At 70.4% G+C, this 4362-nt stretch carries 5 protein-coding genes; 3 read left to right on the top strand and 2 right to left on the bottom strand.

Annotated features, from left to right (window positions below; all coding sequences use genetic code 11):
• Both ACOADB_RS24610 and ACOADB_RS24605 read left to right on the top strand, forming a co-directional pair.
• Nucleotides 1-606: AEC family transporter (locus tag ACOADB_RS24610; protein WP_378605058.1), on the top strand; the 606-nt coding region annotated here is incomplete at its 5' end.
• A 46-nt stretch (nt 607-652) separates the two neighbouring features.
• Nucleotides 653-1771 carry a YihY/virulence factor BrkB family protein gene (locus ACOADB_RS24605; RefSeq protein ID WP_378605055.1) on the top strand — a complete coding sequence of 373 codons (1119 nt, stop codon included), beginning with the start codon at nt 653-655 and terminating at the stop codon, nt 1769-1771.
• 29 nt (nt 1772-1800) lie between these two features.
• Here ACOADB_RS24605 and ACOADB_RS24600 read toward each other — a convergent pair whose 3' ends face one another.
• Nucleotides 1801-2586 (bottom strand): tyrosine-protein phosphatase, encoded by a 786-nt coding sequence (locus ACOADB_RS24600; RefSeq protein ID WP_378605052.1) that lies wholly within the window; start codon nt 2584-2586, stop codon nt 1801-1803.
• A 44-nt stretch (nt 2587-2630) separates the two neighbouring features.
• Between ACOADB_RS24600 and ACOADB_RS24595 the strand changes: the two genes are divergently transcribed.
• The gene (locus ACOADB_RS24595; RefSeq protein WP_378605049.1) at nt 2631-3440 is read left to right on the top strand and encodes a dienelactone hydrolase family protein; all 810 of its coding nucleotides are present in this window, start codon (nt 2631-2633) and stop codon (nt 3438-3440) included.
• A gap of 114 nt (nt 3441-3554) precedes the next feature.
• Here the strand turns inward: ACOADB_RS24595 and ACOADB_RS24590 are convergent.
• Nucleotides 3555-4362: DUF1295 domain-containing protein (locus tag ACOADB_RS24590; protein WP_378605046.1), on the bottom strand; the 808-nt coding region annotated here is incomplete at its 5' end.

Raw genomic sequence — 4362 nt, 5'->3', positions numbered from 1 at the left:
GGCAACCTCGGCATCCCCATCGCCGCCTACGCGCTGGGTGACGCAGCGCTCGTCGTACCCGCCCTCTTGATGCAGCTGCTCTTCCTTCAGCCGCTCGCGCTGACCGTGCTCGACGTCGTGACGAGCCCGACGCGACCGTCCATCGGCAAGATCCTGTCGCGGCCGGTCACCAACCCGCTCACCATCGCGTCGATGCTCGGCCTGGTGCTGGCCCTCACCGACACCGAGCTGCCGGGCGCCGTCCACGCGCCGCTGGAGCTCGTCGGGGGGATGGCGGTCCCCGCCATGTTGATCGCGTACGGCGTCGCGTTGCGTCTCGGGCCACTGCCCGGGCGTGGGGTGAGCGCCCAGGCGCTCGGCACGGTCACGGTGCTGAAGATGGTCGTGCAGCCGGTGACGGCGTACGTCGTCGGGCGGTTCGTCGTGGGCCTCGATGATGCCGACCTGTTCGCCGTCACCCTGCTCTCGGCACTGCCCACGGCACAGAACGTCTTCGTCGTCGCGACCCGGTACGACCGCGGCATCCTGCTCGCCCGCGACGCCATCTTCGTGAGCACGATCGCGTCCGCTCCGATCGCGGTCGTGATCGCTGCGTTGCTCGCCTGACGTCGCGCTGCCGGGTTGACAGCACCCCATGCCGTAAGTTTCGGCCGTGGGACTTGTTGGGGACATCGATCGCGGCCAGCGCCGCAATTCGGTGTTCGGGTTCCCCCTGGCCGTGATCTACAAGTTCTTCGACGACCAGGGGAACTACCTCGCGGCGATCCTCACCTTCTACGCCTTCCTCTCGATCTTCCCGCTGCTGCTGCTCGCCACCTCGATCCTCGGCTTCATCTTGGAGGGCAACCCGACGCTGCAGAAGCAGGTGCTCGACTCGGCCCTCGCGCAGTTCCCGATCATCGGCGACGCGCTCGGCCGCCCCGACGGCCTGCAGGGATCGACCGGCGGCATCATCGTCGGCTCGCTGACGGCGCTCTACGGTGCACTCGGCCTCGGGCTGGCCCTGCAGAACGTGCAGTCCGCCGCCTGGGCGGTGCCGCGCAACAGCCGCCCACACCCGGTGATGACCCGGGTCAACAGCCTGTTCATCCTGGCTGCGGCCGGCACCACCATCTTCGCGATCTCGGTCGGCTCCGCCATCCTCACCGAGACCCGGCTCGTCGGTGAGCTGTCCCAGCACACCTGGTTCCACTGGCTGGTGCGCCTGCTGACGATGCTCATCGTCGGCTTCGCGATGACCGTCCTGCTCCGGATGGCGGCCGCCCGGGCGATCCGCGCCAACGTGGTCCGGGCCGCCCCCGGCGGCTACACGATCGCCGCGCTGTGGCAGCTGCTGCAGTGGGTCGGGACCGTCTACGTCACCAACGTCGTCGCCAGCGCCGACCGCAACAGCATGACCGAGACCTTCGGCGTCGTCCTGGGCCTGATGGGCCTGCTGTACATCGGCGCCGTCATGGGCGTCCTCGGCATCGAGGTCAACGTCGTCCTCGCCCGCCGGCTCTGGCCGCGCGCCCTGCTCACCCCGTTCACCGACCAGGTCGATCTGACGGAGGCCGACCGCCGGGCCTACGCGATGTACGCCCAGATGCAGCGCCACAAGGGCTTCGAGACCGTCGCTGTCCGCTTCGACGGCCGCGACGGCGACAGCCACGAGATCCTGCTCGACCCGAAGACCGAAGAGATCATCAAGCAGCACATCCCCGGTTCCCCGCCCCGTCCCGAGGCGGCGGACGAGCCGACGATGCCGATCAACCTGCCGCCGTCCATCTGACTGTTGGCGGTCGGCCACGGCGGCGCGGATCAGTCGGCGAGCAACAGCTCCCGCAGCCGCGCGATGACGGAGTCGTCGAGCCCCAGCCCTTCGCGGAGGTACGACGACCGGTCGCCGTACAGCTCCTCGACGGCTGTCCAGGCGGCATTGAGGTACTCCATGTCCACGATCAACGTGGGCTCGTAGACGTCGAGCAGGTCGGGGCCGCCGTGGAGCTCGATCTCGGCCTCGACCCGCGCGCGGCTCGCGGCGGTCAGGGCATTGGTGAGCAGGTAGTCGCTCGCGATCGTGGGGTCGTCGACACCGGCGACATGGAGCAGCAGGGCGGCGACCCAGCCGGTGCGGTCCTTGCCCTGGGAGCAGTGGAAGAGCTGCGGGCCGCCGGTGGCGAGCTGGCGCAGCACGCCGCCGAACGCCGTACGGCAGTGCTGCTCGACGACGAAGCCGCGGTAGACCTCGTCCATCAGGGCGATCGCCTCGGCACGGGTCGAGAGGGTGGAGAGGCGCTCGATCGGGATGCCGATCGCGTCGAAGTGCAGGGGCTCGGCGCCGGGGACGACCGGGTCGGGGTGGAGCGCGATCTCGACGTCCGAGCGCAGGTCGAGGATGGCGCGCAGGCCGAGGTCGGCGATCGTGGTGTGGTCCTCCTCCGCGAGCCGCAGGTCGTTCGAGCGGAAGAACACGCCCGTACGCACCCGGCCGCCGTCGCGGGTCGGGTAGCCCGGGCCGGCGACGTCGCGGAAGTTGTCGACCGACGCCAGGCGGAGGAGCTCGCGCTCCTCGTCACCGGGCGCGGGCACGGGGCGCTCGCTCATGGATCCGACGCTACCGGGGCGCCGTTGGCCCTAGAGTCCCGCCCATGACCGACGACGCCCTGAGCGAATTCGAGACCGGCACCTTCACCGCGGACGGCGTCACGCATCCGCTCTACCGATCGGGCACCGGTCCCGCGGTGATCGTGATCGCAGAGATCCCGGGGATCACGCCCAAGGTCGCCGACTTCGCGCGGCGGGTCCGCGACGAGGGCTTCTCGGTGATCATGCCCAGCCTCTTCGGTGCCCCGGGCGGGGACCCCAACGCCGGCGTGCTGGGCGCGGTGGCCATGACGACCAAGGCGCTCGGCCGCGTGTGCGTCAGCCGCGAGTTCAGCCTGTTCGCCACGGGCAGGACGTCGCCCGTGGTGACCTGGCTGCGGGCCCTTGCCGAGCACGAGCACGAGCGCTGCGGCGGCCCGGGCGTCGGTGCGGTCGGGATGTGCCTGACCGGTGGCTTCGCCCTGGCGATGGCCACCGACGAACGGCTCCTCGCGCCCGTCCTCTCCCAGCCCTCGCTCCCGATCTCGCCGAGGGGACGGCGCAGCATCGACATCTCCGACGAGGACCTGGCGATCGTCAAGGACCGTTGTGCGGCCGGCCTGCAGGTGATGGGGCTCCGGTTCCGCAGCGACAAGCTCGTCCCGGACAGCCGCTTCGCATTCCTGCGTGAACAGCTCGGCGACGCGTTCGTCGGGGTCGAGCTGGACGACGAGGACGCCAACCCGGACGGCCTGCTGCCGCCGCACTCGGTACTGACCGAGCACCTGATCGACGAGCCCGGCAGCCGCACCCGGCAAGCCCTCGACGACGTACTCGCCCTGTTCCGCTCGAAGCTGCTCGTCCCGACCAGGTAGCGCGAGTTGGGGTTTGTCACCGTCGAGTTGTGACTTGTCGACGGCGCTGCCGTCCACAAACCCCAAGTCGCGGGTGACAAACCCCAAGTCGGGCGTGACAAACCCCAACTCGCGCTACTTCGGCGGGAGGGGGAAGAACGAGGACGTACGGGAGGCGTACTCGACGTACGCCGGGCGCTGCATCATCGTCTGCTCCAGCAGCTTCACGCCGGTGACCGAGACGAGGAACCAGGTCATCGCCACGGGTGCGATCAGGGTGGCGAGTCCGGCGACCCAGCCCGACGCGAGGCCGCCGGCCAGCCACACCCCCCACCACACGCAGGCGTCGCCGAAGTAGTTCGGGTGGCGCGTGTAGCGCCACAACCCGCTGTCCAGCACCGCAGGGCGCGACTCTCGCGGCAGCGACTTGTAGGCCGCGAGCTGGGCGTCGCCGACGGACTCGAAGACCAGACCGACCAGCCACACGACTCCGCCGACGGCGACCAGGGGCCAGCACCAGACGTCGCTCACGACGCCGACGGCGACCGGCAACGCGATCACTGCCATGACGGCGCCCTGCACGCCGAAGACCTTGCGTACGGCGACGCCCATTCCGACCTCGGAGAGCGGGCCGCCGAGCACGGCCAGGTAGCGAGGATCCTCGCCGTGGTCGGGGGCACTGCTGCGGCGGTGGATGTGCCATCCCAGCCGCAGCCCCCACACACCCACGATCACGACGAGGACGCCGGTGCGGAGTCCCTCGCCCGCACCGACCGCGGTCGCCACCAGCGCGCACGCGGCGGCGATCACGACGAAGCCCAGTCCCCAGGCGACGTCCACGACCACCACGCGACCCTGGCGACGCGCAACGAGCGCCGTCACGGTCATCACGGCCACGGCGGCCAGGACCGCCGCACCGAGGGACAGGGCCACCTGTACCGGT

The sequence above is a fragment of the Nocardioides sp. CPCC 206348 genome, from assembly GCF_048654705.1.
Taxonomy (GTDB): domain Bacteria; phylum Actinomycetota; class Actinomycetes; order Propionibacteriales; family Nocardioidaceae; genus Nocardioides.
Note: the sequence above shows the minus strand (reverse complement) of the source record. Positions and strands in the feature narration are given on the sequence as shown.

Bases quoted from the DNA above. Each gene is read 5' to 3' on its own strand.
- ACOADB_RS24600 (WP_378605052.1), bottom strand. From the start codon at position 2,586: ATGAGCGAGCGCCCCGTGCCCGCGCCCGGTGACGAGGAGCGCGAGCTC.
- ACOADB_RS24595 (WP_378605049.1), top strand. From the start codon at position 2,631: ATGACCGACGACGCCCTGAGCGAATTCGAGACCGGCACCTTCACCGCG.